The sequence below is a fragment of the Streptomyces sp. NPDC030165 genome (assembly GCF_055573595.1).
Window position 1 is genome coordinate 314994 of the sequence record NZ_JBVIBD010000010.1, and the last position, 25326, is coordinate 340319.

General features: G+C 72.3%; 28 protein-coding genes. 8 read left to right on the forward strand and 20 right to left on the reverse strand.

Annotated features, from left to right (window positions below; translation table 11 throughout):
- Window positions 1–55 precede the first annotated feature (55 nt).
- The 6 genes from ACZ4Z1_RS21140 to ACZ4Z1_RS21165 form a co-directional block, all read right to left on the reverse strand.
- Window positions 56–1312 (reverse strand): ATP-grasp domain-containing protein, encoded by a 1257-nt coding sequence (locus tag ACZ4Z1_RS21140; protein ID WP_468488117.1) that lies wholly within the window; start codon window positions 1310–1312, stop codon window positions 56–58.
- Window positions 1293–2228: an EamA family transporter gene (locus ACZ4Z1_RS21145; protein WP_468488118.1), complete on the reverse strand. Its 936-nt coding sequence runs from the start codon at window positions 2226–2228 to the stop codon at window positions 1293–1295. The genes ACZ4Z1_RS21140 and ACZ4Z1_RS21145 overlap by 20 nt, the downstream gene beginning before the upstream one ends.
- Before the next feature lie 9 nt (window positions 2229–2237).
- The gene (locus tag ACZ4Z1_RS21150) at window positions 2238–2720 is read right to left on the reverse strand and encodes an alanine racemase (protein WP_468488119.1); all 483 of its coding nucleotides are present in this window, start codon (window positions 2718–2720) and stop codon (window positions 2238–2240) included.
- Window positions 2717–3685, reverse strand: coding sequence for a PLP-dependent cysteine synthase family protein (locus tag ACZ4Z1_RS21155; protein ID WP_468488120.1), 969 nt, complete (start codon window positions 3683–3685; stop codon window positions 2717–2719). Before ACZ4Z1_RS21155 ends, ACZ4Z1_RS21150 begins: the two co-directional genes overlap by 4 nt.
- A gap of 102 nt (window positions 3686–3787) precedes the next feature.
- Window positions 3788–4291 (reverse strand): phosphoribosyltransferase family protein, encoded by a 504-nt coding sequence (locus ACZ4Z1_RS21160; protein ID WP_468488121.1) that lies wholly within the window; start codon window positions 4289–4291, stop codon window positions 3788–3790.
- Window positions 4292–4627: 336 nt separating this feature from the next.
- Window positions 4628–5530 carry a LysR family transcriptional regulator gene (locus ACZ4Z1_RS21165; protein ID WP_468488122.1) on the reverse strand — a complete coding sequence of 301 codons (903 nt, stop codon included), beginning with the start codon at window positions 5528–5530 and terminating at the stop codon, window positions 4628–4630.
- Between the two features lie 95 nt (window positions 5531–5625).
- Between ACZ4Z1_RS21165 and ACZ4Z1_RS21170 the strand changes: the two genes are divergently transcribed.
- From ACZ4Z1_RS21170 to ACZ4Z1_RS21180, 3 genes are read left to right on the forward strand one after another with little or no spacing between them, the layout of a single operon-like run.
- Entirely contained in the window at window positions 5626–6330 is a 705-nt protein-coding gene (locus tag ACZ4Z1_RS21170; RefSeq protein WP_468488123.1) for a succinate dehydrogenase cytochrome b subunit, read from the forward strand.
- Window positions 6331–6332: 2 nt separating this feature from the next.
- Complete coding sequence (locus tag ACZ4Z1_RS21175; RefSeq protein ID WP_468488124.1) at window positions 6333–8309, forward strand: fumarate reductase/succinate dehydrogenase flavoprotein subunit; 1977 nt, start codon at window positions 6333–6335, stop codon at window positions 8307–8309.
- Entirely contained in the window at window positions 8306–9052 is a 747-nt protein-coding gene (locus tag ACZ4Z1_RS21180) for a succinate dehydrogenase/fumarate reductase iron-sulfur subunit (RefSeq protein ID WP_468488125.1), read from the forward strand. The genes ACZ4Z1_RS21175 and ACZ4Z1_RS21180 overlap by 4 nt, the downstream gene beginning before the upstream one ends.
- Before the next feature lie 16 nt (window positions 9053–9068).
- On the opposite strand, the gene ACZ4Z1_RS21185 is transcribed toward ACZ4Z1_RS21180, so the two are convergent.
- From ACZ4Z1_RS21185 to hisD, 10 genes are all read right to left on the reverse strand, one after another.
- Entirely contained in the window at window positions 9069–9833 is a 765-nt protein-coding gene (locus ACZ4Z1_RS21185; RefSeq protein WP_468488126.1) for a M23 family metallopeptidase, read from the reverse strand.
- Window positions 9834–9984: 151 nt separating this feature from the next.
- Window positions 9985–10206 (reverse strand): hypothetical protein, encoded by a 222-nt coding sequence (locus ACZ4Z1_RS21190; RefSeq protein WP_468488127.1) that lies wholly within the window; start codon window positions 10204–10206, stop codon window positions 9985–9987.
- Window positions 10207–10303: 97 nt separating this feature from the next.
- Window positions 10304–11059 (reverse strand): imidazole glycerol phosphate synthase subunit HisF, encoded by a 756-nt coding sequence (hisF, locus tag ACZ4Z1_RS21195; protein ID WP_468488128.1) that lies wholly within the window; start codon window positions 11057–11059, stop codon window positions 10304–10306.
- A complete protein-coding gene (locus tag ACZ4Z1_RS21200) occupies window positions 11056–11451 on the reverse strand; it encodes a RidA family protein (protein ID WP_468488129.1) in 396 nt (131 codons plus the stop codon). The genes hisF and ACZ4Z1_RS21200 overlap by 4 nt, the downstream gene beginning before the upstream one ends.
- Window positions 11448–12173, reverse strand: a complete 726-nt coding sequence (gene priA / locus ACZ4Z1_RS21205; RefSeq protein ID WP_468488130.1) for a bifunctional 1-(5-phosphoribosyl)-5-((5-phosphoribosylamino)methylideneamino)imidazole-4-carboxamide isomerase/phosphoribosylanthranilate isomerase PriA — start codon at window positions 12171–12173, stop codon at window positions 11448–11450. The genes ACZ4Z1_RS21200 and priA overlap by 4 nt, the downstream gene beginning before the upstream one ends.
- A gap of 11 nt (window positions 12174–12184) precedes the next feature.
- The gene (gene hisH, locus ACZ4Z1_RS21210) at window positions 12185–12832 is read right to left on the reverse strand and encodes an imidazole glycerol phosphate synthase subunit HisH (protein ID WP_468488131.1); all 648 of its coding nucleotides are present in this window, start codon (window positions 12830–12832) and stop codon (window positions 12185–12187) included.
- Window positions 12829–12993 (reverse strand): hypothetical protein, encoded by a 165-nt coding sequence (locus tag ACZ4Z1_RS21215; RefSeq protein WP_199930901.1) that lies wholly within the window; start codon window positions 12991–12993, stop codon window positions 12829–12831. Before ACZ4Z1_RS21215 ends, hisH begins: the two co-directional genes overlap by 4 nt.
- Window positions 12990–13583: an imidazoleglycerol-phosphate dehydratase HisB gene (gene hisB, locus ACZ4Z1_RS21220; protein ID WP_003984418.1), complete on the reverse strand. Its 594-nt coding sequence runs from the start codon at window positions 13581–13583 to the stop codon at window positions 12990–12992. Before hisB ends, ACZ4Z1_RS21215 begins: the two co-directional genes overlap by 4 nt.
- The gene (locus ACZ4Z1_RS21225) at window positions 13580–14728 is read right to left on the reverse strand and encodes a histidinol-phosphate transaminase (protein ID WP_468488132.1); all 1149 of its coding nucleotides are present in this window, start codon (window positions 14726–14728) and stop codon (window positions 13580–13582) included. The genes hisB and ACZ4Z1_RS21225 overlap by 4 nt, the downstream gene beginning before the upstream one ends.
- A gap of 8 nt (window positions 14729–14736) precedes the next feature.
- Window positions 14737–16059, reverse strand: a complete 1323-nt coding sequence (hisD, locus tag ACZ4Z1_RS21230; protein ID WP_468488133.1) for a histidinol dehydrogenase — start codon at window positions 16057–16059, stop codon at window positions 14737–14739.
- Between the two features lie 435 nt (window positions 16060–16494).
- On the opposite strand from hisD, the gene ACZ4Z1_RS21235 reads away from it, so the two are divergent.
- The 4 genes from ACZ4Z1_RS21235 (at window position 16495) to ACZ4Z1_RS21250 (ending at window position 19936) form a co-directional block, all read left to right on the forward strand.
- Window positions 16495–18060: an oxidoreductase gene (locus ACZ4Z1_RS21235; RefSeq protein WP_468488157.1), complete on the forward strand. Its 1566-nt coding sequence runs from the start codon at window positions 16495–16497 to the stop codon at window positions 18058–18060.
- Between the two features lie 194 nt (window positions 18061–18254).
- Window positions 18255–19076, forward strand: coding sequence for an LON peptidase substrate-binding domain-containing protein (locus tag ACZ4Z1_RS21240; protein WP_468488134.1), 822 nt, complete (start codon window positions 18255–18257; stop codon window positions 19074–19076).
- 76 nt (window positions 19077–19152) lie between these two features.
- Window positions 19153–19677 (forward strand): Cys-tRNA(Pro) deacylase, encoded by a 525-nt coding sequence (gene ybaK / locus ACZ4Z1_RS21245; protein ID WP_468488135.1) that lies wholly within the window; start codon window positions 19153–19155, stop codon window positions 19675–19677.
- Window positions 19678–19861: 184 nt separating this feature from the next.
- Window positions 19862–19936 carry a hypothetical protein gene (locus ACZ4Z1_RS21250; RefSeq protein WP_465270599.1) on the forward strand — a complete coding sequence of 25 codons (75 nt, stop codon included), beginning with the start codon at window positions 19862–19864 and terminating at the stop codon, window positions 19934–19936.
- An 82-nt stretch (window positions 19937–20018) separates the two neighbouring features.
- On the opposite strand, the gene ACZ4Z1_RS21255 is transcribed toward ACZ4Z1_RS21250, so the two are convergent.
- The 4 genes from ACZ4Z1_RS21255 to ACZ4Z1_RS21270 all read right to left on the reverse strand — a co-directional run bounded on the left by ACZ4Z1_RS21255 (window position 20019) and on the right by ACZ4Z1_RS21270 (window position 24439).
- Complete coding sequence (locus tag ACZ4Z1_RS21255) at window positions 20019–20756, reverse strand: ABC transporter permease (RefSeq protein WP_468488136.1); 738 nt, start codon at window positions 20754–20756, stop codon at window positions 20019–20021.
- A 134-nt stretch (window positions 20757–20890) separates the two neighbouring features.
- A complete protein-coding gene (locus ACZ4Z1_RS21260; protein ID WP_468488158.1) occupies window positions 20891–21724 on the reverse strand; it encodes an ABC transporter permease in 834 nt (277 codons plus the stop codon).
- 56 nt (window positions 21725–21780) lie between these two features.
- Window positions 21781–22788, reverse strand: coding sequence for an ABC transporter ATP-binding protein (locus tag ACZ4Z1_RS21265; RefSeq protein WP_468488159.1), 1008 nt, complete (start codon window positions 22786–22788; stop codon window positions 21781–21783).
- A 319-nt stretch (window positions 22789–23107) separates the two neighbouring features.
- Window positions 23108–24439, reverse strand: coding sequence for an NYN domain-containing protein (locus ACZ4Z1_RS21270; protein WP_468488137.1), 1332 nt, complete (start codon window positions 24437–24439; stop codon window positions 23108–23110).
- Window positions 24440–24711: 272 nt separating this feature from the next.
- Here ACZ4Z1_RS21270 and ACZ4Z1_RS21275 point away from each other — a divergent pair, with 272 nt between their 5' ends.
- Window positions 24712–24888, forward strand: coding sequence for a hypothetical protein (locus ACZ4Z1_RS21275; RefSeq protein WP_468488138.1), 177 nt, complete (start codon window positions 24712–24714; stop codon window positions 24886–24888).
- Window positions 24889–25326 lie beyond the last annotated feature (438 nt).

Here is a 25326-nt window from a genome sequence, read left to right on the forward strand (position 1 = left end):
CCCGCGGACCCTGGGGCCGGTGATGCCCACCGGCCCCGCCCCGAGCTACCGGCTCTCACCGTTCCCGCTCCGCCTCGTACAGCCCGCCCGTCTCCCGGAGTTCCAGCGCGCGCAGCCGCCGGTAGTCCGTCTCGATCTGCCGCTCGTCCTCGTGCAGGAGATAGCAGACGCCGGGTGACGTCGCCGAGTCCACCGTGGGGCTGAGGAAGTCGCCCGCCCGTACGCCGAGGTGGTGGTCGGCGTACGACGGCAGGTCGCGCAGCCGCTCGAAGCCGTCCAGGGACGTCAGCCGCCCCGCCAACGGGGAGATCAGTGAGACGTAGCGCAGCCCGGTGCGCGGCTCGGCCGGGACCGCGGTGCGGGCGGCGAAGGCGGCCGGGTCGCTGCCGGCCAGGGCGGTCAGCTCCACGTGGTTGGTGCCGAAGCAGCGGCTGACCACGTGCGGCAGGATGCTGCCGGCCAGCCGGGCGCCGGTCTCGATCAGGACGGGCCCCTCGTCGGTCAGCATGACCTCGGAGTGGGCGGGTCCGTTCCGTACGCCGAGCGCGTCCAGGACGCCCAGGAGGTACGGCGCGAGGGCGGCGGCCGCGGGGTCGCGCGCGGTCAGCGGCTCCTCGTAGTCGTAGATCGCCGCCCCGCTGCGGCCGCGGCGTTTGTGGTAGCGCCAGATCTCCGCGATGTGGTGGCGGCCGTCGGCGCTGACGGTGTTGGCGAAGTACTCGGTGCCCGTCAGGTGTTCCTGGAGGACGACGGTCTTGTTGCGGTTTCCCTGGATGTTGGACGAATTGAGGATGTGGCCGAAAGAGGTGCACAGTTCGACCGGGTCGGCGCAGAAGAAGACGTTGTCGGTGCCGGCGCTGTCGGCCGGTTTGACCACCAGCGGCCAGCGGCCGTGGGCCCGGGCCCAGGCGAGGGCGGTGTCGAAGCGCGAGGTGCGCAGGGTGTCGGGGGCGCGCAGCCCGTGGGCCCGTACGGCCATGGCCATGTCGTACTTGTCGCGCCGTACCCGCCGCTCGTCCGGGGCGTTGCCGGGCAGGCCGAGACGGTGGGCGAGGGTGTCGGCGAGGTCGACGCCGGTCTCGTTGCCGGGCAGGACGAAGGCGGGATCGGCCGGGCGTACCGCGTCCAGCAGCGCCTCCAGGTCGCCGTCGTGCACCAGGGCCTCGGTGAAGGCGCCCTGCGGGAAGGTCCGCCGGAGGTAGGAGGGAATGGCCGGTGTGCTCTGCACATGGACGCACTTGACCCCGCGTTCGGCGAGGGCGGCGGGCAGGAACCGGCCGGAGGAGTAAGCGTCAACGATCAGACACTGCATGGATCCTGCTTTCCTGCGCCACCGCGGCCGGGAGCGCGCCCCGGCGGGCCAGCAGCCCGATCGCGATGAAGACGGTGATCATGGCGATGCCGAGGGTCGACGGCACCGAGAACGTCAGCCGGGAGTCGGCCAGCTGGATGAGGAGGGTCATGGCGGGGGCGAGCGCGCAGATCATGGAGGCGGTCATCGGGGTCACCTTCCGCACCCCGATCTGCACCAGATAGGCCGGGATCGAGACACCGATGACGGCCACCACCGCGCCGGGCACCAGCGCCCGGCCCAGCTGCTCGGCCCCGGAGAAGGACGCCAGCGTCCAGCCGACCGCTGCCACCAGGCCGAACCGCAGGCCCATCACGGTGGGAACGTCCACCCCGGCCGCGCCCAGGCGGGCGGAGAAGACGACGTTGGCGGCCCCGCCGGCGCCGGAGACGACCGCGGCGCACAGGCCCGGCGTCATGGCCAGGGCGGCCCGGTCGCCCACGCCGCTGCGGCCGTCCAGCGACACCCAGACCAGCCCGGCGAGGGTGAGCAGGATGCCGATCGCGGACAGCAGCTCACCCCGCAGTACGCGGTCCCGCTTCCACCACAGGACCTGGAGGAGGACGGTGAAGGCGGGGCCGATGGCTATCGACACGACGTTGGTGACGGCCGGTTCCAGGAGCTTGAGGGCGTACAGGAGGGTCAGCCAGGTCACGGCGGTGGTGATGTTGAGGACGAGGAGGTCGGCGGCGTGCGCCCGGACGACCGCCACGAGGCGGGCCGGGCGCAGCCGGACGACGGTGAGCAGACAGAAGAACGCTCCGGTGAGGGTGAAGGCGACCGCCGCCACGCTCCCCGGGTCCACGTGCTGCAGGCGTTCGGAGGCGAAGACGTCCACCAGGGCGGAGAACAGGCTGAAGACGAACAGCGCGGTCACGGCACCTCCTCAGTGCCGCGGGCGCGGGCCGAAGACCGCCTCGCCGACCCGGACCGTGGTCGCGCCTTCGGCCACCGCGGTCTCGAAGTCGGTGCTCATGCCCATGCTGAGCTGCCGCAGGCCCGACGCGGCGGCCAGCGCGCGCAGCGTCCGGAAGTGCGGGCGGGGATCGCCTCCGTAGGGCGGGATGCACATCAGGCCGACGACGGGCAGGCCGTACGTGTCCACGCACTCCTTGACGAACGCCTCCGCCCCGGCGACGGGCACACCGCTCTTGTGCGGTTCGTCGCCGGGGTCGACCTGGACGAAGCAGTCCGGGCGGCGCCCGGTGCGCTCCATGGCGGCGGCCAGGCGCGGCCGGTCCAGGCTGTGCAGTACGTCGAAGGCGCGGACGGCGGCGGTGGCCTTGTACGGCCGGTGACGGCGGCCGGTGACGGCGGCCAGGCGCGCCGCGAGGTGCGGCTCCGCCGTGGACGGGTGTCCGGTGTTCATGAGCCGGTCCCCGTCCCGTACTGCTCGTAGCGGCCGTCCCAGATGCTGAGGTACTTCCAGGCGGAGTCGAACAGCACGGTGACCACGGCCTCTTCGGGAGGCAGGGTCCTGGCCAGCCGCTGGGCGGCGAAGATGTTGCCGCCCGCGGTGGGGCCGACGGGCAGGCCCTCCTCGGAGATGAGGCGTTTCATGGTGCTCCAGCCGTCGTCGCCGGTGATCAATCCGACCTCGTCGACGAGTTCCTCGCGCAGGTTGGCCGGTACCTTGCCGGGGCCCAGGCCCATCATGTTGTGGCTGTGGTGTTCGAAGGGCAGGCCGTTGCGCTTGGCGTACAGAGCGGCCGAGCGGTCCACCTCGACAGCCCAGGTCCGCAGGGCGGGGTGGGCGTTCTTGAGGACGTCGGCGATGCCGGTGAAGGTGCCGCCGGTGCCGATGGAGCAGATGAAGTGACCGGGGACCACGCCCGCCGTGCGCAGGTCGGCGACGAGTTCGTGGCCGCAGGAGCGCCAGGCGCGCCAGTTGAGCTGATTGGTGGACTGGTCGAGGAAGTGGCTGCCGGGGTGCTCGGCCACGTACTGCCGGGCGGTCTCCTCGCCCTCCAGCAGGAAGCCGTCCGGGGAGGTCTCGACGACCGATCCGCCCCATGACGCGATCTGTTTCCTGCGTTCCTCGGTCATGCCCTCCGGCATGACGATGACGATGCGGTAGCCGCGTTGTGCGCCGACGCGGGACAGCGCGGCGCCGCCATTTCCGGTCGAACATTCGACCAAGGTCATGCCGGGGCTGATCATGCCCGTCTTCTCCAGTTCGTCGATCATGTAGGAGAAGACGCGGTCCTTGTGACTTCCGGTGGGATTACGGAATTCGCATTTCGCGAATATCCGGGCGGCTCCGGGTTCGGCGATGTGACGCAGTTCGTACAGGGGTGTGCGGCCGGTCTCGGCGCCGGCGCTGGGCGAGCTCACACGAAACTCCTCGGGCGGGTGTGAACGGTGGTGTCCGGGCATCCGGAAATGATCGGGAACGCGCGGCGCGAGGGCGTGCGACGCCGTTTCCCGTACGGCATTTCAGCCCAGGACGGCCACCCGCCCGGAATCCGGGTCGACCGCGATGCGGATGACGGAGCGGACCGCGATGCCGAAGCGGTCGGCAACCCGCTGCCGGCCGCCGTTCTCCGGCTTCTCCACCGCCACCAGGATTTCCTCGACGCGGGCACCGGCCGCCCGGACGGCCTCGATCAGGGCGATCAGGGTGCCGCCGGTGCTGATGGTGTCGTCGACGATCGTCACCCGGTCGCCCGGCTCGACGCCGTTGACGAAGAGCGTGCCCGCGAAGTACTCGCTGTCGATGGGCACCGAGATGCCGTGCCCGCCCAGGTCGTAGGTGTACCAGCGGGCGACGGCGAGCGGCAGTCCGACGGCCAGCGAGACCGCGCTGCCGAGGATTGCGCCCTTGTCCTCCTCGACCAGGATCTTCCCGGTCTCGAAGGTACCCAGTTCGATCAGCCGGCTGGTCGCTTCCGCGAGGACTTCCGGGCGGAGTGCGGGCGACTGGTCGGTGAATTCGTTCACCGTGGTGATATGCCGCCCCGATTTTACGGTCGGCGCACCCGCGTACACTTCTTCCAGCAACATCGGCATTCCTGGCCTTTCCCCCGTGGCGCCCATTGCTGTGCCGTTGTTCGGCAAGTGCAGCTGTTTTACCGCCGCAAAGGTAGAAAAGGCAATGGTTGCCTGCATTGTGCCTGGAAACAGCCTGTTCTCGATGGGACCACTGTGCCGCACGCCGGTTCACGCCCCCTGCCGCCTGGGCACCGGCCCCGGCGGGGGCGCGCGCCTGCACGGCCGGGTGGCCGAAAGACGCCCTTTACCCGGCCCCGGAAAGGGTCGATGACGCGCCATGTTCCGTCATCCGCCCGGCCGCTCCAGCCCCAGGTGTGTCAGCAGGATCCGCCGCAGTTCGCGGGCGGCCCGCGGCGGCGAGACGTCCCCCCGGTGCGCCACCGAGATCACCCGGTGCATGTCCGGAGTGGCGAAGCGGGTGACGCGCAGCCCGGAGCGTTCGGCGACCATGCTGGGGACGACCGCGACGCCCAGACCCGCCCGTACGAAGCCCAGCACCGCGTCCATCTCGCCGCCCTCCACGGTGAAGACCGGCTCGAACCCGGCCGCCCGGCACGCCGCCGTGGTGAACTCCCGCAGGTCGTAGCCGCGCCGGAACATCGCCAGCGGCCGGTCCCGCAGATCCTCGACGCGCATCCGCCGGCCGCCGCCCACCGGGGCCTGCCGGTCCGGCGCTGACACCACGACCAGCTCCTCCCGCAGCAGTTCGGCGGTGGCCAGCGCCGGGGCCTGTTCCGGGAGCGGCGTGATGATGAGCGCGAGGTCCAGTTCGCCGGCCGCCAGAACGCGTACGAGGTCTTGCGAACCGTCCTCGTGGACGACCAGTTCCACGCCCGGATAGGCGGTGTGGAAGACGCTCAGTACGTCCGGGACCAGGCTCGCGCACAGGCTGGGCGGCGCGCCGAGCCGCAGCCGGCCGCGTCTGAGCTGTGCGACCTCCTGCACCTCGCGCCGGGCGGTCTCGGTGTCGGCGAGGACGCGCCGGGCCAGCGGCAGCAGGGTCCGGCCCGCGTCGGTGAGGGTGATGTGGCCGCGCGCCCGGTGGAAGAGATCCGCGCCCAGCTCCCGTTCCAATGCCTTGATCTGCTGCGACAGGGAGGGCTGTGCGACGTGCTCGCGCTCGGCGGCGCGGGTGAAGTGGCGGGTGTCGGCGACCGCGACGAAGTAGCGGAGCTGCTGGAGCTGCATGGCCCCGATGATAGGCGCCGATAGGCGGCGCCTATCGAGATGAGCCACATCATGTCTTGGACTGATGGGCCGGCCGGTCCTTACCGTCGGGACTCATGGCACTGGACACCCGGACGGAACGACGGCCGTCCTTCGCGGGCCTGCTGTGGCGCTCGACCGTCGGCAAGAAGACCGCGATGGCGGTCAGCGGCGTGGTGATGCTGCTGTACCTGGTCGCGCACATGCTGGGCAACCTCAAGATCTTTTTCGGCTCCGACGAGTTCAACGGGTACGCGCACTGGCTGCGCACCGTCGGCGAGCCGTTCCTGCACCACGAGTGGTTCCTGTGGATCGCACGGGTGGTACTGCTGGCCGCCGTCCTCACCCACGGCGTGGCCGCCTTCCAGCTCAGCCGCCGCGACATCAAGGCGCGGCCGAGCAAGTACGTGCACAAGAAGCGGCGCACGAGCTACGCCACCCGCACCATGCGCTGGGGCGGCGTCATCCTCGCCCTGTTCATCGTCTGGCACATCCTGGATCTGACCACGCTGACGGTGAACCCGCGGGCCGAGGCCGGGCACCCTTACCAGAACCTGATCGCCTCCTTCGACCGCTGGCCCGTCACCACGCTCTACATCGTGGCGATGCTCGCCCTCGGCCTGCACGTCCGGCACGGGTTCTGGAGCGCCGCGCAGACGCTGGGCGTGGGCAGCGCCGCCCGCGACCGGGCGCTCAAGACCGTCGCCAACCTCCTCGCCCTGGTGCTGACGGCGGGCTTCGTCGCGGTACCGGTGGCCGTCGTGACCGGAGCAGTGAGCTGACCATGACCTCCTACACCGCGTACGCAACCGGGGAACCGGTCGCCGACACCAAGGCGCCCGAGGGCCCGGTCGCCGACCGCTGGGACACCCGCCGCTTCCAGGCGAAGCTGGTCAACCCGGCCAATCGCCGCAAGCACACCGTCATCGTCGTCGGCACCGGCCTGGCCGGCGGCTCGGCCGGCGCCACGCTCGCCGAACAGGGCTACCACGTGGTCCAGTTCTGCTACCAGGACTCGCCGCGCCGCGCCCACTCGATCGCCGCGCAGGGCGGCATCAACGCGGCGAAGAACTACCGCAACGACGGCGACTCCGTACACCGCCTGTTCTACGACACCGTCAAGGGCGGCGACTTCCGGGCCCGCGAGTCCAACGTGCACCGCCTGGCGCAGATCTCCGTGGAGATCATCGACCAGTGCGTGGCCCAGGGCGTGCCCTTCGCCCGCGAGTACGGCGGCCTCCTCGACACCCGCTCCTTCGGCGGCGTCCAGGTCTCCCGTACGTTCTACGCACGCGGCCAGACCGGACAGCAGCTGCTGCTCGGCGCCTACCAGGCGCTCTCCCGGCAGATCGCCGCCGGGAACGTCGAGATGCACCCGCGTACGGAGATGCTCGACCTGATCGTCATCGACGGCCGGGCGCGCGGCATCGTGGCCCGCGACCTGGTCACCGGCCGGATCGACACGTACTTCGCGGACGCCGTCGTCCTCGCCTCCGGCGGCTACGGCAACGTCTTCTACCTGTCGACCAACGCCATGAACTCCAACGCCACCGCGATCTGGCGGGCCCACCGGCGCGGCGCGTACTTCGCCAACCCCTGCTTCACCCAGATCCACCCCACCTGCATCCCGCGCACCGGCGACCACCAGTCCAAGCTGACGCTGATGAGCGAGTCGCTGCGCAACGACGGCCGCATCTGGGTGCCGAAGGCCAAGGGCGACGACCGCCCGCCGAACAAGATCCCCGAGGCCGAGCGCGACTACTACCTGGAGCGGATCTACCCCTCCTTCGGCAACCTCGTCCCCCGCGACATCGCCTCCCGCGCCGCCAAGAACGTCTGCGACGAGGGACGCGGCGTCGGCCCCGGCGGCCAGGGTGTCTACCTGGACTTCGCGGACGCCATCGCCCGCATGGGCCGCAAGGCCGTCGAGGAGAAGTACGGCAACCTCTTCGACATGTACGAGCGGATCACCGCGGAAAACCCGTACGCGGTGCCGATGCGGATCTATCCCGCCGTGCACTACACGATGGGCGGCCTGTGGGTCGATTACGACCTCCAGACGACCGTGCCCGGCCTGTTCGCGATCGGTGAGGCCAACTTCTCCGACCACGGCGCCAACCGGCTCGGCGCGTCCGCCCTCATGCAGGGCCTGGCCGACGGCTACTTCGTCCTGCCCTCCACCATCAACGACTACCTGGCCCGCAACCCCCACCACGACGAGATCACCGCCGACCACCCCGCCGTCCAGGAAGCCCTCGCCGAGACGGAGGACCAGCTCAACCTCCTCCTGTCCGTCGACGGCGACCGCACCCCCGACTCCTTCCACCGCGAACTGGGCGAGCTGATGTGGGAACTGTGCGGCATGGCCCGCACGGAAACCGGCCTGCGCAAGGCGCTCGACCGCATCCCGCAGATCCGTGAGGAGTTCTGGCGCCGCATCAAGGTGCCCGGCACCGGTGTGGGGGTCCCCCCAGCGAAGCGAGGGGGAGAGTTCAACCAGTCGCTGGAGAAGGCCAACCGCATCGTCGACTACCTGGAGCTGGCCGAGCTGATGTGCCTCGACGCGCTGCACCGCGCCGAGTCCTGCGGCGGCCACTTCCGCGAGGAGTCGCAGACCCCCGACGGCGAGGCCGAGCGCCGCGACGAGGAGTTCTCCTACGCGGCCGCCTGGGAGTTCACCGGCACCGGCGCCGCTCCCGTCCTGCACAAGGAAGACCTGGTCTTCGAGTACGTCCACCCCACCCAGCGGAGCTACGCATGAAGCTCACCCTGCGCGTCTGGCGGCAGCAGAACGCCGACGCGGACGGCGCCATGTCCACCTACGAGGTGGACGGCATCTCCCCCGACATGTCCTTCCTGGAGATGCTCGACACCCTCAACGAGGAACTCATCCTCAAGGGCGACGACCCGGTCGCCTTCGACCACGACTGCCGCGAAGGCATCTGCGGCGCGTGCAGCCTGGTCATCAACGGCGAGGCGCACGGCCCGGAGCGCACCACCAGCTGCCAGCTGCACATGCGGTCCTTCGAGGACGGCGACACCATCGACGTCGAGCCGTGGCGCGCGGCGGCCTTCCCCGTCGTACGGGACCTGGTCGTCGACCGCTCCGCCTTCGACCGGATCATCCAGTCCGGCGGCTACATCACCGCGCCGACCGGCGCCGCACCCGAGGCGCACGCCACGCCCGTACCGAAGCCGGACGCCGACTCCGCCTTCGAGCACGCGGAGTGCATCGGCTGCGGCGCGTGCGTTGCGGCCTGCCCGAACGGCTCGGCGATGCTGTTCACCTCGGCGAAGGTCAACCACCTCAACGTCCTGCCGCAGGGCGCGCCGGAACGCGAGACCCGGGTGCTCGACATGGTGGGTCGGATGGACGACGAAGGGTTCGGCGGCTGCACTCTCGCCGGGGAGTGCGCCACCGCCTGTCCGAAGGGCATCCCGCTGTTCAGCATCACCAAGATGAACCGGGAGTACGTACGGGCGGCCCGCAAAGGCAGGCGGTGAAGCGAAAAGCCACCGCCTAGTCGAACGCGCCGTGCCGGCGCAGCCAGGCCATCGGATCGACCGCCGACCCGTAGGCGGGCGTCGAACGGACCTCGAAGTGCAGATGCGGTCCGGTAACGTTGCCGGTCGCGCCGGACCGCCCGATGCGCTCACCGGCGCCGACGGTGCTCCCCACGCCCACCCGGATCTGCGAAAGGTGCGCGTACTGCGTGTACGACCCGCTGTGGTGGCGTACGACGACCTCGTACCCGTACGCACCGCCCCAGCCGGCCTTCACCACGGTCCCGCCCCGGGCGGCGCGTACGGCGGTGCCGACCGGTACGGCGAAGTCCTGCCCGGTGTGCCCGTTCGCCCAGTGGCCGCCGCCGGCCCCGAAGCCGGCGGTGAGCGTGCCCCCGCGCACGGGCCGTACGGCGTCACCGGCCGCGGCGCGTACGGAAGGCCGGGCGGCGGAGCGGGAGACGTGCCGCTGCGGGGTGGCGGCTGTACCGCTCAGCTTCAGTTTCGTACCGGCCCTGATCAGGTCCGGATCGCCGCCGACCGCGGAACGGTTGTTGGCGTACAGCTTGCTCCAGCCGCCCTTGACGCCCTGCTTCGCGGCGATCTCGGAAAGGCTGTCACCGGGGGCGACGGTGTACGTCCCGCCGTCCGCGGCGGAGGCGGCGGACGCGCCGACGACCGGCAGCGCGAGGGTGGCGGCCGCGGTCGTGGCGCGGGTGAGTAATCGCCCTGCGCCACTGCGGCGGGGGGCTCGGTGACGGCCGGTCGGGGAGAACATCATGGCGGGGCGTCCTTCCGGTGGGCATCCGGGATCCGAACGCGAGCACGGTATGGAGCCCCCGACCATGAACACAAGCATCATGGGCGAATCGGTCAGCGGCTGTCCCGATAGGCCCGTTACGCACCCGGGTTCCGGCCCTTCGCAGTTCCGTTCACGTTCCTTTGCCGTCACTCGGCGGCAAGGCGGCCCCGGGTGAGCCGGCCTCGCCGCTGCGAGCGTGGCACATGGCGGTAAGCCTCTGCCGCCTTCTGCGCGCAACGCTTCCGCAGACGATTCCGTGCGCCAGCCGCTCGACCGACACGCCCGACTTCTCGGCTTCGGCGCGCAGTTCGGCCAGTTCTTCCTCGGCGAGATCAACCGTGAACGCAGGCATGACCGCAGGCTAGGCCACCCACCAGCATGCTCGCGCCCCAGTAGTCACCACGAGTGAGCGGCCGCACGCCCGTTCACCTCCGGGACGGATGACCGGCTCACCGCACCGGATGCCCCGCCTCGCGCAACGTCTCCTTGACCTCGCCGATCCGCAGATCCCCGAAGTGGAAGACGGACGCGGCCAGGACCGCGTCGGCGCCGGCCTCGACTGCGGGCGGGAAGTCGGCCAGGCGGCCGGCGCCGCCGCTGGCGACGACGGGGACCGTGACGTGCTTGCGGACGGCGGCGATCATCTCCGTGTCGTAGCCGTCCTTGGTGCCGTCGGCGTCCATGGAGTTCAGCAGGATCTCGCCGGCGCCGAGCTCCGCCGCGCGGTGCGCCCATTCGACGGCGTCGATGCCGGTGCCGCGGCGGCCGCCGTGCGTGGTGACCTCGAAGGAACCGGTCCCGGTGCGGCGGGCGTCGACGGACAGGACCAGGACCTGGCTGCCGAAGCGTTCGGCGATCTCGCGGATCAGTTCGGGGCGGGCGATGGCGGCGGTGTTGACGCCGACCTTGTCCGCGCCGGCGCGCAGGAGTTTGTCGACGTCCTCGGGGGTGCGGACGCCGCCGCCGACGGTGAGGGGGATGAAGACCTGTTCGGCGGTGCGGCGGACCACGTCGTAGGTGGTCTCGCGGTTGCCGGAGGAGGCCGTGATGTCGAGGAAGGTCAGTTCGTCGGCGCCCTCGGCGCCGTAGACCTTGGCCATCTCGACGGGGTCGCCGGCGTCGCGCAGGTTCTTGAAGTTGACGCCCTTGACGACCCGGCCGTTGTCCACGTCCAGGCAGGGGATGACTCGGACCGCCAGGGTCATGTGCTCGTGGCCTCTCTGAATGCTTCGAGTTCGATTTCGACCAGTACGCGCGAGTCGGCGAAGCCGGAGACCACGACCAGGGTCGTGGCGGGCCGTACGGCGTCGAAGAGTTCCTTGTGGGCGCGGGCCGCCTCGTCCACGTCCCGCGCGTGGGTCAGGTACATGCGGGTGCGGATGACCGCGCCGGCCCCGAGCCCGAACGGCTCCAGGGCGGCCAGCGCGTTGGAGAAGGCGACCTTCGTCTGCTCGTACGGGTCGCCCTCCCCGTACAGCACGCCGTCGACCAGTGGCATCGTGCCGGCGACCAGGACGCGGTCGCCGGCGGCCACGGCGCGCGCGAAGCCGATGATCTCTTCCCAGGGACTGTCGGTCTGCGCGCGCTCGATGGTCATGACGACACGGCCTCCAATGCCTCTTCCAGGGTGAATGCCTTGGCGTACAGCGCCTTGCCGACGATCGCGCCCTCCACGCCCTCCGGCACCAGAGTGGCGATGGCGCGCAGGTCGTCCAGGGAGGAGACGCCGCCGGAGGCGACGACCGGCTTGTCGGTCGCGGCGCAGACGCCCCGCAGCAGCTCCAGGTTGGGGCCCTGGAGGGTGCCGTCCTTGTTGATGTCGGTGACGACGTAGCGGGCGCAGCCCTCGGAGTCCAGGCGGGCCAGCGTCTCGTACAGGTCGCCGCCGTCGCGGGTCCAGCCGCGCCCGCGCAGCGTGGTGCCGCGCACGTCCAGACCGACCGCGATCTTGTCACCGTGCTCGGCGATGACCTTGGCGACCCACTCGGGGGTCTCCAGCGCGGCCGTACCGAGGTTGACGCGCTTGCAGCCGGTGGCGAGCGCGGCCTCCAGGGAGGCGTCGTCGCGGATGCCGCCGGAGAGTTCGACCTTGATGTCCATGCTCCGGGCGACCTCGGCGATCTGCTTGCGGTTGTCGCCGGTGCCGAACGCCGCGTCGAGGTCGACCAGGTGCAGCCACTCGGCGCCCGCCCGCTGCCAGGCCAGCGCGGCCTGCAGCGGGTCGCCGTAGGACGTCTCGGAGCCGGACTCGCCGTGCACGAGGCGGACCGCCTGGCCGTCGCGGACGTCGACGGCGGGGAGGAGTTCGAGCTTGCTCATCGCGGAGGGTCCTAGAGGGTCTTGGTCCAGTTGGACAGCAGCTGGGCGCCGGCGTCGCCGGACTTCTCGGGGTGGAACTGGGTGGCCCACAGGGGGCCGTTCTCGACGGCGGCCACGAACGGCTCGCCGTGCGTGGCCCAAGTGACCTGGGGTGCGCGGATGTTGGGGTTGCCGACTTCCAGCTCCCAGTCGCGTACGGCGTAGGAGTGCACGAAGTAGTAGCGGGCGTCGGCGGGCAGCCCGTCGAACAGCCGCGTGCCTTCCGGTGCCTGGACGGTGTTCCAGCCCATGTGCGGTACGACGTCGGCCTTGAGCGGGCCGACCGTGCCGGGCCACTCGTCCAGGCCCTCGGTCTGAACGCCGTGCTCGATGCCGCGGGAGAAGAGGATCTGCATGCCGACGCAGATGCCCATGACCGGGCGTCCGCCGGACAGGCGGCGGCCGATGACCCAGTCGCCGCGGGCCTCGCGCAGGCCCTTCATGCAGGCGGCGAAGGCGCCGACGCCGGGGACCAGCAGGCCGTCGGCGTTCATCGCCTTGTCGTAGTCACCGGTGATCTCCACGTCCGCGCCCACGTGGGCCAGGGCGCGCTCGGCGGAGCGGACGTTGCCGAAGCCGTAGTCGAAGACGACGACCTTCTTCGCGGGCGCGGCACTCAATTCCACACCTCCAGGCGGAGGATGCCGGCGACCAGGCACATGGCCGAGCCGATGCCCAGCAGGACGAGCACGCTCTTGCCCATCCCCTGCTTCCAGAAGGAGTAGAGCCCGCCGAGCAGGAAGAGGCCGAGGACGATGAAGACGGTGGACAGGCCGTTCACAGCGCTCCCTTGGTGGACGGGAGGATACCGGCGGCGCGCGGGTCGCGCTCGCTGGCGTAGCGCAGCGCGCGGGCCAGCGCCTTGAACTGGCACTCCACGATGTGGTGGGCGTTGCGCCCGTACGGGACGTGGACGTGCAGGGCGATCTGCGCCTGCGCGACGAAGGACTCCAGGATGTGCCGGGTCATCGTGGTGTCGTACGTGCCGATCATCGGCGCGATGTTCTCCGGCTCGGTGTGCACCAGGTAGGGACGGCCGGAGAGGTCCACGGTCACCTGGGCCAGCGACTCGTCCAGCGGGACGGTGCAGTTGCCGAAGCGGTAGATGCCGACCTTGTCGCCGAGGGCCTGCTTGAAGGCGGCGCCCAGCGCGAGGGCGGTGTCCTCGATGGTGTGGTGGGTGTCGATGTGCAGGTCGCCGTCGGTCTTGACCTTGAGGTCGAACAGGCCGTGCCGGCCGAGCTGGTCGAGCATGTGGTCGTAGAAGCCGACGCCTGTCGACACATCGACCTGCCCCGTGCCGTCGAGATCGATCTCGACCAGCACCGAGGTCTCCTTCGTGGTGCGCTCCACGCGCCCAACGCGGTTCATCGGTTCTCCTTCAGTACTGCACGGACCGCGTCGAGGAACGCGTCGTTCTCGGCCGGGGTTCCCGCGGTGACCCGCAGCCAGCCCGGTACGCCGTTGTCACGGACCAGGACGCCGTGGTCGAGGAGGGCCTGCCAGAAGGCGTGCTGGTCGTCGGTGGGGGCACCTCCCGTTCCCCTGAGGCCATGGGGGATGCCGAACTGGACGAAGTTGGCGTCGGAGTCCACCACCTGGCAGCCGGCCGCGCGCAGCTCGTCCACCAGCCGGTCGCGCTCGGCCTTGAGCTGCTCGACGTACTTCAGGAGCGTGTCGGTGTGCTCCAGGGCGGCGAGCGCGGTGGCCTGGGTGACGGACGAGAGGTGGTACGGCAGGCGGACGAGCTGGACGGCGTCGACCACGGCCGGGTCGGCGGCCAGGTAGCCCAGGCGCAGCCCGGCGGCACCGAACGCCTTGGACATGGTGCGCGAGACGACCAGGTTGGGGCGGCCCTCGATCAGCGGGAGCAGCGAGGGGCGGTGGCTGAACTCGCCGTACGCCTCGTCCACGACGACCAGCGCGCCGCCGGTGTCCGCGCGGGCGGCCTGCGCGGCCTCGTACAGCGCGAGAACCGTTTCGGCGGCGACGGCGGTGCCGGTGGGGTTGTTGGGCGAGCAGACGAACACCACGTCGGGCCGCTGCTCGCCGATGGCCGCGACCGCCGCTTCGACGTCGATGGTGAAGTCGTCGTTGCGCGGGCCGGAGATCCAGCCGGTGCCGGTGCCGCGCGAGATCAGGCCGTGCATCGAGTACGAGGGCTCGAAGCCGATGGCGGTGCGGCCCGGGCCGCCGAAGGTCTGGAGCAGTTGCTGGATGATCTCGTTGGAGCCGTTGGCGGCCCAGACGTTGGCCATCGTGACGTCGTGGCCGCCGGTGCGCGTCAGGTAGGCGGCCAGTTCCGTACGCAGCTCGACCGCGTCCCGGTCGGGGTAGCGGTTCAGCTCGCGGGCGGCCTCGGTGACCCGCTCGGCGATCCGCCGCACCAGCGGTTCGGGCAGCGGGTACGGGTTCTCGTTGGTGTTCAGGCGTACGGGGACGTCCAGCTGCGGCGCGCCGTACGGGGACTTGCCGCGCAGCTCGTCCCGGATGGGAAGGTCGTCGATCTTCGTCACGTGCTCGCTCACTCGCCCTGCGGGATCTTCCAGTCGAACCTGGCCTTCAGCGCCGCGCCGTGGGCCGGGAGGTCCTCGGCCTCGGCGAGGGTCACCACATGGTGGGCGACCTCGGCCAGCGCGTCGCGGCTGTAGTCCACGACGTGGATGCCGCGCAGGAACGACTGGACGGACAGGCCCGAGGAGTGGCAGGCGCAGCCGCCGGTGGGCAGGACGTGGTTGGAGCCGGCGCAGTAGTCGCCGAGGGAGACGGGCGCGTACGGGCCGACGAAGACCGCGCCGGCGTTGCGGACCCGGGCGGCGACGGCGGACGCGTCGGCGGTCTGGATCTCCAGGTGCTCGGCGCCGTACGCGTCGACCACCTTCAGGCCCTCGTCCACGCCGTCCACCAGCACGATCGCGGACTGCCGGCCGGCCAGCGCGGTGCTGATCCGCTCGGTGTGCCTGGTGGCGGCCACCTGGGTCTTCAGCTCGGTCTCGACGGCCGCGGCCAGTTCGGCCGAGTCGGTGACCAGGACCGCGGCGGCCAGCGTGTCGTGCTCGGCCTGACTGATCAGGTCGGCGGCGACGTGCGCGGCGTCGGCGGTGGCGTCCGCGAGGACCGCGATCTCGGTGGGCCCGGCCTCCGCGTCGATGCCGATGCGGCCCTTGAGCAGGCGCTTGGCGGCGGCGACGTAGATGTTGCCGGGGCCGGTGACCAGGTTGACCGGGCGGCACTCCTCGGTGCCGTACGCGAACATCGCGATCGCCTGGGCGCCGCCGGCCGCGTACACCTCGTCCACGCCGAGCAGGGCGCAGGCGGCGAGGATCGTCGGGTGCGGCAGGCCGCCGAACTCGGCCTGCGGCGGGGAGGTGACGGCGACGCCGTCGACGCCCGCCTCCTGGGCCGGAACCACGTTCATGACGACGGAGGACGGGTAAACCGCCAGGCCACCGGGTACATACAGCCCGACGCGCTCGACCGGGACCCAGCGCTCGGTGACCGTGCCGCCGGGGACGACCTTGGTGGTGACGTCCGTGCGGCGCTGCTCGCGGTGGACGATCCGGGCGCGCCGGATCGACTCCTCCAGGGCGGCCCGGACGGCCGGGTCCAGCTCCGCGAGCGCCCGCTGAAGCGCCTCGGCGGGCACGCGTACGCGCTCGATGGCGACCCCGTCGAACCGATGGGCGTACTCGATCAGCGCGGCCGTCCCACGATGGCGCACGTCCTCGCAGATCGGCCGCACCTTCTCCAGGGCGGCTTCCACGTCGAACTCGGCACGGGGCAGCAGGTCGCGCAGGGCGCCGCCCTCGGGGAGGGCGTCACCGCGCAGATCGATTCGGGAGATCACCCCTCCAGTGTCTCAGACCCGTTCCCGGACCCGAGCGCCCGTATCAGTCGGTGATACACAGCTCAGTCGGTGACACCCGGCACCGGGACCGCGCCGGGACCGGCGGGACGACGGGCCACGGCCGCCCGGAAGTCCGCCTCGAACCGGACCTCACGTTTCGTGTTCAGGCGGTCACCCAGCGGGAATGGGGGTCGTACGGGCGTACGGAGTGACGGGGCGGACGCACGGGAGACGGGACACGGGGCGGCCTGCCGGGGCCGGTCCGGGATCGCGCGGCGGACGTACGGCGACACGCCGCGGCGCGCCGGCGGCGCGCGGAAACGGTTGGACGCGGGCCCCGCGCACGCGGGACCGTACGGGCCCGCTCGGGGGAGCGGGGAAAGGGGGACGAGCACGGTGGCCACGCCGGAGGAGGGCGACGCACCCGCGGAGCTGATGCTGAACCCTGCCGAGTGGAGCCTGTGGCAGGCGTTCCGCAACGGCAGCACCTGCGACCTGCGCACCGGCGACCCGGCCAGGGACGACCCGCACGGACAGTTCCGGTGGGGCCCGGAGCGCCGGGTGCGGGCCCGGATCGTCGCGCTCCTGCTGCTGGAAGGACCGCCCGCGCAGCCCGGACGGGTCTCCGCGCTGAAACTGGCAGGTGCGTACATCACCGACACTCTCGACCTTGCGGGCGGCACGATCAAGCCATTCGTGGAGCTGCGCGACTGCCGCTTCCAGAACGAGGTCGTGATGCCCGAGAGCCGCTTCACCACCCTGCGGATGGTGGGCTGCGCGATACCGAGGTTCGAGGGGGCCCGGCTGCACACCGAAGGCGACCTGCACCTGCCGCGCTGCGTCGTCCGCTCCGGCATCCGCCTGACGGACGCGCACATCGGCACCGACCTGCTGCTCAACCAGACGGTGGTGCACAAGGACCGGCAGGGCCGCTCGGTGATGGCGGACGGGCTCACCGTCGCCCAGGACCTCCAGGCCGAGATGATGGAGTCGTACGGCGAACTGTCGCTGCGCGGCGCGACCATCGGCGTGTCGCTCAGCCTGCGCGGCAGCCGGCTGAGCAACCCGTACGGGCGCCGCGCCCTGAACGCCCCCCAGATGACGGTCGAACGCACGCTGTACCTGACCGGCGCCGGCCTGGCCAGCTCCCCCTTCTCCAACGCCACCGCCACACCCCCGTACGGCATCGCCCACACCCCGACCCGCGGCACCCGCATGCAGCGCTTCGAGTGCGAGGGCGGCATGCGCCTGGACGACGGGCGCTTCGGCGACGCCGTCGACTTCGAGCAGGCACGCTTCATCATGGAGGCCGACCAGGAACTGTCGCTGCGCCGCATCCAGACCCCGGAGCTGCGCTTCCTGGGCGAGCGGCCGCAGCGCGGGCGGGTCATCCTCTCCGGCGCGCGGGTCGTCAACCTGGTCGACAAGGCGGCGAGCTGGCCCGGACTCGGCGGCCTGTGGATGGCGGGCTTCACCTACGAGACGCTCATCCCGCGCGGCCACTTCCCGCTGTCCCGGCGGCTGGAGTGGGTGGCCGCCGCCACACCGGAGTACGCGCCGGAGCCGTACGAGATGCTGGCCACCGCGCTGCGCGGCAGCGGCGAGGACTCCGACGCGCGCGAGGTACTGCTCGCCAAGCAGCGCCGGCGGCGCGAGACGCTGCCGATGGCCGCCAAGCTGTGGGGGTTCCTCCAGGACTGGACGGTGGCGTACGGCTACCGCCCCGGGCGGGCCGCGGTGTGGATGGTGATTCTGTGGGCCCTCGGCACGGTCTACTTCGCGCAGTCCCCGCCCCCGGCCCTCAAGCCCGGCGAGGCGCCGCCCTGGAACCCGTACCTCTACTCCCTCGACCTGCTGCTGCCGGTGATCGACCTCTATCAGGGTTCGTCGTGGAAACCGGACGGCGGCTCCCAGTGGGTCGCCGCGATCATGATCCTGGCCGGGTGGGTGCTGGCGACGACGGTCGCGGCGGGCGCGTCACGGCTGCTGCGACGGCAGTAGGAGCGCGCGGGGGGCGCGAGGCCCGAAGCGTGCCCCGGGCCCCGGCCAGAACCGATGCGGGCCCGGACAGAGCCGATCCGGGCCCGTTCCCGGGGCGTACGGCGCCGGAACAGGGGCCGCCGCCCCTTCCCCCGTGGTCCCGGATCGTGGGGCGCGAACCACTCCCGCCTCCACAGGCTCTAGGCTTACGGGCTGTGACCTCCGTGCGCCTACCGCTCTTCCCGCTGAACTCGGTGTTGTTCCCGGGACTCGTGCTCCCGCTCAACGTCTTCGAGGCGCGGTACCGGGCGATGATGCGCGACCTCCTCGCCCTGCCCGAAGACGAGCGCCGGTTCGGGGTCGTCGCGATCCGTGACGGCCGCGAGGTGGCGCCCTCCGCCCCCGGCCTGCCGGACAGCACCGCGCTGCCCGCCGACGGGCCGGGCGCGGGCTTCGGCCCCGACCCGATCAGCGCCTTCCACCTCGTGGGGTGCGTGGCCGACGCGGCCACCATCCGCGAGAAGAGCGGCGCCCCCGGCTCCGCCCTCGCCTCCGACGAGGACGCCGAGGCCGCCGCGGACGCGGCGCTCTCCCCCGGCGGCGGGTCCGACGCCTCCGGGTACGAGGTGCTGGCCACCGGCACCACCCGGTTCAAGCTGCTGTCGGTGGACGCCTCGGGCCCGTACCTGATGGGCGAGGTGGAGGAGCTGGAGGAGACCGAGGGAGAGGGCGCCGGCGCGCTGGCCTCCGGTGTCGTACGGGCCTTCCGCACCTACCAGAAGCGGCTGGCCTGGGCGAACGAGCGCACGCTCTCCAGCGGGCAGGACCTGCCCGACGAGCCGTCGGTGCTGTCGTACCTGGTGGCGGCCGCCGCCGTGCTCGACATCCCCGCCAAACAACGGCTCCTGGAGGCGCCGGACACCGCGGCCCGGCTCACGGAGGAGCTGAAACTCCTTCGCCAGGAGACCGCGGTGATCGGTAAGCTCCCGTCGCTGCCCGCGGTGGACCTGACCCGCCACCCCACCAGCCCCAACTGAGCGCAGGAGCGGCCACCGCCGCTTCCGCCCCGTACCCGTACCGACGACCTTACGAGCGAGCCGAGGCGCGACGACCTTGTCCAAGAAGCCGAAGCGGACCAAGCAGCCGAAGAACGGGAAGCAGCCGGCCGGCGGCACCCCGGCGACGGTCGCCCTCACCGAGGCGGGCGTCGACTTCACCCTGCACGCGTACGAGCACGACCCGGCCGCCGCGTCGTACGGCGAGGAGGCCGCCGAAGCGCTCGGGGCCTCCCCCGACCAGGTCTTCAAGACGCTCCTCGCCGAGGTGGACGGCGCCCTGACCGTCGCCGTCGTCCCGGTCTCCGGCTCCCTCGACCTCAAGGCCCTGGCCGCCGCGGCCGGCGGCAAGCGCGCCGCCATGGCCGACCCGGCGGCCGCGGAACGCAGCACCGGCTACGTACGCGGCGGCATCTCGCCGCTCGGCCAGCGCAAGCGCCTGCGGACGGTGCTCGACACGTCGGCGGCCGCTCACGAGACGGTGTGCGTGTCGGCCGGGCGCCGCGGCCTGGAGGTCGAACTGGCGCCCGCCGACCTCCAGAAGCTCACCGAGGCGACGCTCGCGGAGATCGCGCGCGGCTGAGGGCGCGCTGCCCGGTGGCACGGCTGAGAGAGCGCGCTTCCCGGTGCGCGTGCGACAGTGAGCGCCCCACGCGCCGTGCGCCGTACGCCGCGCGGCCGGATGTGTCCCGTACGCCCCTGCCGTCACGGCGCAAACCCTTTACGCCTGCTCCGTCCTCCGCTACGACCCGTGGAGGAGGTACGCCATGTCGAAGAAGACCCGCAAGCGGAAGTGGCGCATCAAGAAGGGCAAGGCCAACCACGGGCGCCGGCCCGCCTGAGAACCCGGGCGGGCCCGGCCCGCCGCGCACGCCCCCGTCAGCCGTCGGATGCCGGACGCCGGCTGTCAGTCGTCAGCTGCTGTCAGCCGTCCGACGGCGGCGGGGTCTGCTGCGTTCCGGGGAACCACTCCGGCTGCGGCGGCTCCGGGTCGCGGGGGCCGAAGAGGCCGGTCAGGAGCAGGTGGGTGATCATGGCGCCGACCGGCCAGGCGAGCAGCGCGCCCTTGGCCTGAAGGCGCAGCGGCGCATCGAAGGGCACACCCTTGCCGACCTCCGCCGCGTGCCCCGCCAGGTCCGGCGTCGGGCCCAGCCAGACGCCGAACCGCCAGGCCACCACGGAGCCGAGCAGCCCGCCCACCACCAGCGCCACCACCAGCGGGATACCCCCGCCCCTGCGGAAGAGGAACGCCCCCGCCGCGCACACCACCCCGAAGCCGAGGGCCAGCAGGATGAAGGTGCCGTCCCCGCCGATGGACTCCTCGCCCTCGATGTTCTTGAGGTAGACGTTGCCGACGCCGTCCGCTATCAGCGGGACGTGCGGCGCCAGCCACGACCACAGGGCGCCCACCAGCGCGCCGCACACCGTCACCACGAGCGCGATCAGCGCCGCCTCGCGCAGTTCGCGGCGGAATGCGGCCCGGTCCTGCACGGCGGACCCCCCGGAGGCCGGGTGGTCGGACGACGCCCCGGAAGGGGTGGCCCAGGGGTTGTACGGCTGCTCGGGCGGCCGGTTGCCGTGCGGCTGGTCCTCGTGGGGACGGTTCTCGTGCGGCTGGTTCTCGTGCGGTTGCTTCTCGTGCGGCGTCTGCGGTGCGGTCACCCCGTCATCGTGCCAGGTGGGCACGGTGCCGCTGTCGGCAGGACGGCTCCGCGGCCGGTTCCGGCCGGTCTGCCCGGCACCGTCCGTCGGACTTCCGGAGGCTCCCCGGCCCGCCGGACCGTGCGCCGGGTCCGTCACCGTACGGCCGCCCGGCGGTACGCCCACGTCGCCACGGCCAGCGACAGGACGCCGACGGCCGCGCAGACGCCCAGGTCGGCGAGGACCGCCAGCCAGTCGGGACGGGCGTCGAACCCGCGCGCCAGGGCCTCGACCCCGTACGTCGAGGGCAGCAGGTCCCGCGCGTACGAGATCGGCGCGGGCAGCCGGGCGGCCGGCAGCACGCCCAGCAGCAGCGCCGCCGACATGCCCAACTGGCCGCAGAGTGTGGCCAGTTCCGGTCGCGGCGCGAGCAGGCCCAGCGCGGCGCCGAGCCCGGCGAGAGCCGCCCCGGCCAGCGGGATCACCGCGATCAGCACCCACAAGTGCGTCATCGGCAGCTGGAACAGCAGACAGCCGGTCACGGCCGTGACGACGGTGCCCGGCGCGGTGAACGAGGCGTACGCGGCGGCCGCGCCGAGCACCACGGCGGCGGGCGGCACCGGGAGCGTGGCGTAGTGGTCCAGCCCGCCGCTGGCGCGCAGCTGCCCGAAGTACTGGGCCAGCAGGTTCAGCGCCACGAACGCCACGACCAGCACGCTGGAGCCCGCGACGACGGCCCGCGCGGCGTCGCCGCCGTCGACCACGCCGCGCATCAGGACCATGATCCCGACCGACTGGAAGGTCGCCACGAACAGCAATGGGATACGGGCGACCCGGGCCCGCGACAGCTGGGCCCGGTACACGGCGGCGAGCGCGGGCAGCAGACGGGCCGCGGGCGCCAGCGGCGCGGCGGCCGAAGCGTCCGGGGCCGGCCGCGGCCCGGCGGCGCTCCCCGGCCCGGGGGCAGGCCCGGCCGCGGCCGGCGTCACCGTCCGCGCCTGTGCCTCCTCCGCCGCCTTCGCCTGCGCCTCCGCGGGAACCACGCTCACGCCTTCACCAAGCCTTCCTCCGTACGGCCCCCCAGCGCGAGATACACATCTTCCAGGCTCGGCGTCGCGAGCGTGAAGTCGTCCAGCGCGGCGAAGGCCGGGCCGGCCGTCACGGCGGCCACCGCCTCCCGCGCCCGGTCCGGGGCCAGCCGCAGCGTCCAGCGCCGTCCGTTGGTCCGGGCGGCCTCGCCCAGGGCGGCCACCTCGGGCACGTCCAGCGGTGCCCGCTCGCGCCACACCAGCTCCAGCCGGACCTCTTCGCCCACCAGGTCCTTCAGCCCGCCGGGCGTGTCGCAGGCGATGACCTTGCCCCGGTCGATCACCGCGACCCGGTCCAGGACGCTCTCCGCCTCGATGACGTTGTGGGTCACCAGCAGCACGGTGGCGCCGCGGTCCGCCCGGCGCCGGTCGACGGCGGCCCACACGGCACGGCGCGCCACGGGGTCCATGCCGGTGGTCGGCTCGTCCAGGACCAGCAGCGGCCGCTCGCCGACCAGGACGGCGGCGAAGCACGCGAGGCGGCGCTGGCCCCCGGAAAGCCGCTTGAGGGGGCGCCCGGCGATGTCGCCGAGCCCCAGCTCGTCCACGACGGCGTCCCGCTCGGCGCGCGCTTCCCGGGCCGCGAGGCCGCGCAGGCGGCCGGTGGTCTCCACGGCGAGCGCGACCGTCATCTCGTCCAGGGCGCTCGACTCCTGGCCCAGGTAGCCGAGCAGGCGCGACGCGCGCTCCGGGTGGCGGACGATGTCGTGGCCCAGCACGGTGACACTGCCGGAGTCGGGGCGCAGCAGCCCGGTGAGCTGCCGGACCAGCGTCGACTTGCCGGCTCCGTTCGGCCCGAGCAGCCCGAAGATCTCGCCCTGGCGCACGTCCAGACTGATCCCGTCACTGGCCCGCACGGCCGGCGCCCCCGCCGCTCCCCGTCGCCCGCGCACCGCGGGGTACGTCTTGACCAGGTCCCGCACGGCACACACCAGCTCGCCGCACTCCACCCGCTTCGCACCCATCCTCACGAGCAACGAGCGTACGCGCTGCCGAGCCCACGGCTGTCCGCACCCCCTGTGCGGGGCGGCCGCACGGTCCGGTCCGCCCGGCGGCCGGAGGGAGGGATCGCCCTCGGCGGGCAGGGGGCCGCCCCCGGTCCCACGGACGAGGGCAGCGCGACCGGGTCAGACGCCCACCCGGGTGATCGGCTCCCCATCGTGCCGGTTCTCCTGAAGGTCTTCAGCTTCCTGACCGGCCTGGACCGCTCGGGGGCTCACTCCCCCACCGGCCCGGGCTCCCGTAGCCGTCCCTTGCCCCGACCGTTCCGCGCCTCCTGGGCCCCTACTCCCCCACCGGCACGTGCGACGCCGCCGTCCGAAGGTCCACCTCGCGCCAGAACCCGGCACGGATCGCGTAGCGGTCGTGTTCGTCGATCTGGTCGTCCTTGTGGGCGAGGAGACCGAAGCGGGCGGCGTAACGGAGCAGTTCGCCGTCGATGCGGTGCGGGATGCGGGGGTATTCCGTGGAGATCTGCTGGAGGTGGGCCGTGTCGGAGAGCCGTTCCGTCCAGCGGCGGGCGAAGACCTGGCCCACCTCGAAGGGGTCGCCGCTGACCGCCGTGATGTCCTCCTCCCGGTCCGCCCAGCGCTGCTCCGCGCTGGTGAGCTGGGCGAGCGTCGGGAGCGAGGCGGTTTCGGGCGGTTCGCCGACCGGGCCGCCGCGCTCGACCCACCCCTTGTCGGAGGACCAGCGCAGCGTCGCGCTGGGTACGGGCGCAGCTGCCCCGCCCGGCCCGGAGCCGGGGCCCCGGTTCAGGTCGGCGAGGTCCTTCGGGGTGGGGACCGGTGTGCCCTTGCCGCCCGCCGTGCCGCCTTCGCCGTCCCGCTCGGCGGCGGTACCCGGCCGGGCGCACGCCCCCGTGGAGCCGGCCCGCTCGGCGGGCGCGGGCGTGGGCCGCGCCGTACCGTTCGTGCCGTTGCGCTCGTGGGCGGCGGCCCGCTCCGCGTCGTGTGCGGCGGAGGCCGCGGCCGCGGCGGCCGCGACGGCGGACTCGGGCAGGGGCGCCGAGAGGATGGCGGCGATCTCCGGCCGCGGTACGGGCGGCGGCGCGCAGGGGCCGCCGAGTTCCTTCAGCCGTACGGCGCGGGTGATCCACGCCCGGTCGAGCACCCGCCGCTCGTCGGCCTCGGCGACCAGGTCCTCCGACTGGTTGTAGTCGCCGTCGGCGGCCTGTACGGCCCACAGGTGGACGGCGACGCCGTGCTCCTTGGCGGACATCAGGCCGGGCAGCAGATCGCCGTCGCCGGTGACCAGTACGATGTCGGAGCAGGCGCGGTTGCGGGCCAGTTCGGTCAACTCCGCGTGCATCGCGGCGTCGACGCCCTTCTGGGCCCAGCGGCCGTCGCTGCGGGTCAGCGCGCCGAGCCGGACGGTGACCCGGGACATGACGCGCAGCCGCCGGTGCTCGGGCTGCGGTACACGGTCGGGCGCGCCGTCGAACCAGTAGATGCGCAGCAACGGCCTTTCCGTGTCGGCTTCGGCGCGCTGCCGCAGGCCCTGGATGAGGGCGGCGTGATCAACGGTGATCCGGGACCGGGTGGGCTCTCCGGCGAGCAGGCTCGCGGCGGCGCCCAGCAAGTATCCGGCGTCCACCAGGACGACGCAGCGATCCACGTTCCACCCTCTTTCCTGAGGTGCTGAAGTCGGACGCCCCCCGGCTCGGCCTGCGGCACGAGTTTCCTCCTGCTTTACCTTCGAGTCTGCCCGACCGCACGGGGGTTAACTGCCCGAACTCGATCATCGGCGTGGCGGATTCGGTATCCAGGGCGAACACACCACGCGACACGGCGCATTACGCACGGTAATGGCCCGAAATGCGCGTATCAACGGCGCGTGTAAGCCTGGTCACGGCCCCGATCCCAGGATCCCCCTCAGGAGGCACGATCATGGCCAAGAACAAGAATCGCGACCGTAATCAGCAGCAGAAGGACACCCAGTCCGCCGAGCGTGGCCGCCAGGAGGCCCAGAAGTCGGCGATGGAGGCCCAGACGTCGGCCCAGTCCGTGGAGGCCACGCCGCGCGACGTCGCCCGTAAGCACCAGCGCCGTTTCGGCCACAACTGACCTTCGCCGTACAGCAGTAGAGGGGCGCACCCGTTTGGGGTGCGCCCCTCTTGTGTGCCGCGCGCCGCCGCACAGCAGGAAGCGCTACTCGCGTAGATGTCCGGTTCATGTCCGGCCTGTTCCGTGATTCTCCACCGTTCGGCACATGAGTTTCGCGGTTGCGCAAAGCCGGCATCCTCTGGGAGCGCGCGTCACCGACCGTGCGGGGCCGGAACGCCACGGTGGCGGGGGGGGGGGGGAGAGACCCCCCCCCCCCCCCCCCCCCCCCCCCCCCCCCCCCCCCCCCCCACCCCCACCACACCCCCCCCCCCCCCCCCCCCCCCCCCCCCCCCCCCCCCCCCCCCCACCGCGACACTGGGCGCGTTCCCTGACGCCATCACCCACTCCACGCGAGACAGATGCCGAGGATGCCGATGCCGCGTTCCGCCTTCTGGGCTG

What these genes read in the sequence shown, in the direction of transcription:
- ACZ4Z1_RS21140 (WP_468488117.1), bottom strand. Translation starts at nt 1,312, where the DNA reads ATGCAGTGTCTGATCGTTGACGCTTACTCCTCCGGCCGGTTCCTGCCC.
- ACZ4Z1_RS21150 (WP_468488119.1), bottom strand. Translation starts at nt 2,720, where the DNA reads ATGAACACCGGACACCCGTCCACGGCGGAGCCGCACCTCGCGGCGCGC.
- ACZ4Z1_RS21165 (WP_468488122.1), bottom strand. Translation starts at nt 5,530, where the DNA reads ATGCAGCTCCAGCAGCTCCGCTACTTCGTCGCGGTCGCCGACACCCGC.
- ACZ4Z1_RS21185 (WP_468488126.1), bottom strand. Translation starts at nt 9,833, where the DNA reads ATGATGTTCTCCCCGACCGGCCGTCACCGAGCCCCCCGCCGCAGTGGC.
- ACZ4Z1_RS21200 (WP_468488129.1), bottom strand. Translation starts at nt 11,451, where the DNA reads ATGACCATCGAGCGCGCGCAGACCGACAGTCCCTGGGAAGAGATCATC.
- hisF (WP_468488128.1), bottom strand. Translation starts at nt 11,059, where the DNA reads ATGACCCTGGCGGTCCGAGTCATCCCCTGCCTGGACGTGGACAACGGC.
- ACZ4Z1_RS21170 (WP_468488123.1), top strand. Translation starts at nt 5,626, where the DNA reads ATGGCACTGGACACCCGGACGGAACGACGGCCGTCCTTCGCGGGCCTG.
- ACZ4Z1_RS21265 (WP_468488159.1), bottom strand. Translation starts at nt 22,788, where the DNA reads ATGGGTGCGAAGCGGGTGGAGTGCGGCGAGCTGGTGTGTGCCGTGCGG.
- ACZ4Z1_RS21275 (WP_468488138.1), top strand. Translation starts at nt 24,712, where the DNA reads ATGGCCAAGAACAAGAATCGCGACCGTAATCAGCAGCAGAAGGACACC.
- priA (WP_468488130.1), bottom strand. Translation starts at nt 12,173, where the DNA reads ATGAGCAAGCTCGAACTCCTCCCCGCCGTCGACGTCCGCGACGGCCAG.
- ACZ4Z1_RS21180 (WP_468488125.1), top strand. Translation starts at nt 8,306, where the DNA reads ATGAAGCTCACCCTGCGCGTCTGGCGGCAGCAGAACGCCGACGCGGAC.
- ACZ4Z1_RS21175 (WP_468488124.1), top strand. Translation starts at nt 6,333, where the DNA reads ATGACCTCCTACACCGCGTACGCAACCGGGGAACCGGTCGCCGACACC.
- ACZ4Z1_RS21235 (WP_468488157.1), top strand. Translation starts at nt 16,495, where the DNA reads ATGCTGAACCCTGCCGAGTGGAGCCTGTGGCAGGCGTTCCGCAACGGC.
- ACZ4Z1_RS21190 (WP_468488127.1), bottom strand. Translation starts at nt 10,206, where the DNA reads ATGCCTGCGTTCACGGTTGATCTCGCCGAGGAAGAACTGGCCGAACTG.
- hisB (WP_003984418.1), bottom strand. Translation starts at nt 13,583, where the DNA reads ATGAACCGCGTTGGGCGCGTGGAGCGCACCACGAAGGAGACCTCGGTG.